4 protein-coding genes are annotated in these 3,280 nt (G+C 65.1%); 1 reads left to right on the top strand and 3 read right to left on the bottom strand.

From position 1 onward, the window contains the following. Positions 1–65 precede the first annotated feature (65 nt). Positions 66–392, bottom strand: coding sequence for a hypothetical protein (locus tag CKO28_RS27105; RefSeq protein WP_200344547.1), 327 nt, complete (start codon positions 390–392; stop codon positions 66–68). A 3-nt stretch (positions 393–395) separates the two neighbouring features. After that, the gene (locus CKO28_RS27100; protein ID WP_200344545.1) at positions 396–1,109 is read right to left on the bottom strand and encodes a hypothetical protein; all 714 of its coding nucleotides are present in this window, start codon (positions 1,107–1,109) and stop codon (positions 396–398) included. A 455-nt stretch (positions 1,110–1,564) separates the two neighbouring features. Here CKO28_RS27100 and CKO28_RS27095 point away from each other — a divergent pair, with 455 nt between their 5' ends. After that, entirely contained in the window at positions 1,565–2,620 is a 1,056-nt protein-coding gene (locus CKO28_RS27095) for a site-specific integrase (protein WP_200344543.1), read from the top strand. A 343-nt stretch (positions 2,621–2,963) separates the two neighbouring features. Here the strand turns inward: CKO28_RS27095 and CKO28_RS27090 are convergent. Next, positions 2,964–3,280, bottom strand: a 317-nt coding sequence (locus CKO28_RS27090) for an adenylyl-sulfate kinase (RefSeq protein ID WP_200344541.1), incomplete at its 5' end; no start/stop codon positions are given.

Genomic DNA, 3,280 nt, shown 5'->3' with positions numbered 1-3,280 from the left:
AAGGCCGCGCGCCGTCTTACTCTCGTGCTACGTGTGGGCGAATTCGCCGAATTCGGTGGGCGGTTTCAGCCGAACCAGGTGGGCGAATTCAACCGAATTGGGTGGGCGGATTCCGCCGAATTACGCAGCCCAAAACGCAACTCATCGTAGACCGGGTGGAAAAGGTCGAACGCGAGCTCCGGGTCCTCAGCGAGACGGTTGGGGTCCGCGTGAGGCTCGATCGTCTTGACGAGACCATCGACGCCAAGCGCCCGATCGAGCCGGGGATGGTCGATCTCTACCAAGCGTGGCCACTCGCCTTTAGCCTCGGCGACCAGCGAGGCGAATAAACTGCTGGTCACCGTTTTCCCGGTACCGCCTTTTTGGTTACAGGCGAAAGCTGTGGTGATCATGGCTTAACCTCCTTCGTCAGCACGCTCGCTACGTTTCTTCACCAACTCCGCTACATCGTGACGGCCCGCTGACCCGACGCCGGAACCGACACGTCTCCGGTCGCGCGTGCGGGCCGTCGGGGGAACCGCGACGGTCTCGATATCGTGTTCCGAGGTCCGATCGATCGGTTTCTCGGAGGCGCTCTGCGGGGTCTCGGCCGCCTGATCCGTCCCACGCGTGCGGCTTACGGGCGGACCTTGCTGACCCCGCTGAACGGGGGCAGGAGTTGACGCCTCTGGCGCCAAGTCGTTCGCCTCGTTGTTCCCAGGCTGGAACTTGACGCCGGCACAAAAGCCTGCGCTTTTCGGCTGGCTGATGATCGCGACCGCGTCTGACACAGCCCCGAGCGCCGAGGGCGTTGGCGGCAGCATCTGCAGCTGGTAGCACGATACGGACCGGGCGCTTTTGTCGCGTTGCCGAGAGCTCGGCACTCCGGCGCGGCGGACCAATTTGCGCGCTGTTTCAGCCGATATGGCGCCCCCATTGTCCAGGGTCAGGCCAACACTCGTCAGGAAGTCGGCGATCTCGGCCCAGCTGAAACCGCGATCGCAGACTTGCTGTAGCAAGGCCGCATGACGGTTGCACCAGGTCTGAACATGGCCTCGCCCGAAGCTCGGGGTTCGTTCCCGCGCATGTCGCCAAAGCGCTGCGGCCAGATCCGTATCCGTGTCGGTCATGCCGCGTTCTCCCACCAGTGCCGTCAGTCCCAACCCGGCGCGGCCGACGTCGCGGGTCCTGTCAACGCACCCTGGCGACCATCCGGCTCACTGCCCGCGCCGGCGCCCTACCCGTCCAATGGAAACAATCGCGGCATAACGAAACGGATACGAAGTGCGTTACGTTGTCGCACCCCAGCACAACGACGGAAAACAACTTGACCAGTATGTCCTTTGGTAGCGCCCAGAGTCGTCGGTGTCCGCTTTCGGTATCGGCCTGACGAGAGCTGGACAGGCGTTCGGACAGCCTTTCGGACAAAAGTCGGACTGAAGGCGGACAGGTATCGGACTGTAAGCGGGCTTGTCTGATAATACGCAGGATCGACGCCATTCCCCCTCACAGGCGGCTTCATATTAGGCGCGCCACGATATCCGTCCACTTGCCGTTTGCAGATTTCGCAGCGAGGCTGACAACGATGACAGCCGAAACAACGCTCGCACCCGACATATGGCAGGAAGCCGTCGATCTGTGGCAGCGCTACGGTCGCCGAGAGACTTCCGTGAGCACGGAACGCCAGTATCGCGGTGACTGCCGCAGGCTCGCTGAGGCTGGTGAACCTTCCGCCTTTGCCTCACCGGATGCGTTCTATAAGCGCCGCGCGGCCCTCGTATGGGCCCAACTCAAGACCCTCGACGATTGGATGACGGGCCGCGACGTCTCGCCTGCCGAAGTCAGAGGTGCTGTCAAATGGCTGCGTCGATATCCGCCGGGTGCCGGTCAACCCGATCAGGCGGTAGGGGGCCGGCGCAGGCGCCAGCGTCGTTCGACGGCGGCGGGCGGACGGCCCAAGAGCAAGGATCACGTTGGTTGTCGTCTGCATAAACGTATCCCGGACTGGCGGCGACGGGTGCTCCAACGGGCGGTTTCGGCGAGTGCCTACCCGGTCGCGATCGCGGTCCTGATGGCGACGGGGGTGCGTCCGGCAGAACTCGCCAAGGGTGTGCGCCTTCGGACCGAGGCGGGATGTCTGCGCGTCGACGGCGCAGGCGCGAAAGCTTGCGAACGCCGGGCAACCGGGCAACCGCAATGGCGGGTGTGGATCGCGCTCGAACAGGCTGTTCCAGAAGTGGCTTACCTTCGGGGGTTGATCGGCGCCCACGCGGTCGATGTGGCGGTCGACGAGCCCACGCTGCGTCGGGAGGTCAAACGGGCCACGATCGCGGCGTTGGGCGATGAAGGCCTCGACGTGTCCCCGTATGTTTTCCGCCACGACTTCGCCGCCGGATTACCCGCTTGTCGGACGTTGAAGGCGTTCGCCCTGCATCACGCATCGTGTCGCTCGACCGCGCAATACGGCAACCGAAGCCGTGGTGCCCGGACGGCGCGCCTCGTCTCAGCCACCGGAACGCGCGCGGTAGCAGCGGGCCCGCTGCCACCCCAACCATCGCCGATATCTACACAGCCCGCAGCAGCTTCTGCCGAGCCACAGGTGCAGGAGGATGACGCCGAGCGACACGGTATGACGCCATAACCGGTGCCGGGCGGGTTCGGGATCACCAGCCGTTCCCTCATACCGCCTGGAACGATATGACGGGATCAGGGCAGCCGACACGCATGCGAAATGGTTGGTTGGCCTTCGCGTTCGAGGTTACAAACGCGAATGCACGCCAGAGTTACGCCAATCCGCCCAAGGATGGCCGAAAACGGCGACCAAGCGCTCAGAGGCGTGCCTGACACATCCCGGGTCGAGTGCCGCGCAGCTCGCCTGCCAAGGCGGTTGCTCCGCCTTGGCAGGCGCCGTCGGCGATCTACCTAGACCCGTGAGGGTCCATGAGGGCGGCACAGAGGCCTCACGCATCGGATCGGCCGCAGCCCTACAGCATCCCGCGGGCTTCCAGCAGGCCGATCACCTGGCCGGCGAGCTCCTCCGGGCTGGCCTGGTCGGAGCGCAGGTGCAGTTCCGGGGCCTCGGGCGGCTCGTAGCTGGAGCCGATGCCGGTGAAGTTGGGGATCTCCCCGGCGCGGGCCTTCTTGTACAGGCCCTTCGGGTCGCGCTGCTCGCAGACCGCCAGGGGCGCGTCGACGAACACCTCCAGGAACTCGCCCTCGGGCAGCATCTCGCGCGCCATCCGCCGCTCGCTGCGGAACGGCGAGATGAAGCTGACCAGCGTGATCAGCCCGGCCTCGGTCA

It is taken from the genome of Rhodovibrio sodomensis (assembly GCF_016583645.1).
In the GTDB taxonomy this organism is placed as follows: domain Bacteria; phylum Pseudomonadota; class Alphaproteobacteria; order Kiloniellales; family Rhodovibrionaceae; genus Rhodovibrio; species Rhodovibrio sodomensis.
Note: the sequence above shows the minus strand (reverse complement) of the source record. Positions and strands in the feature narration are given on the sequence as shown.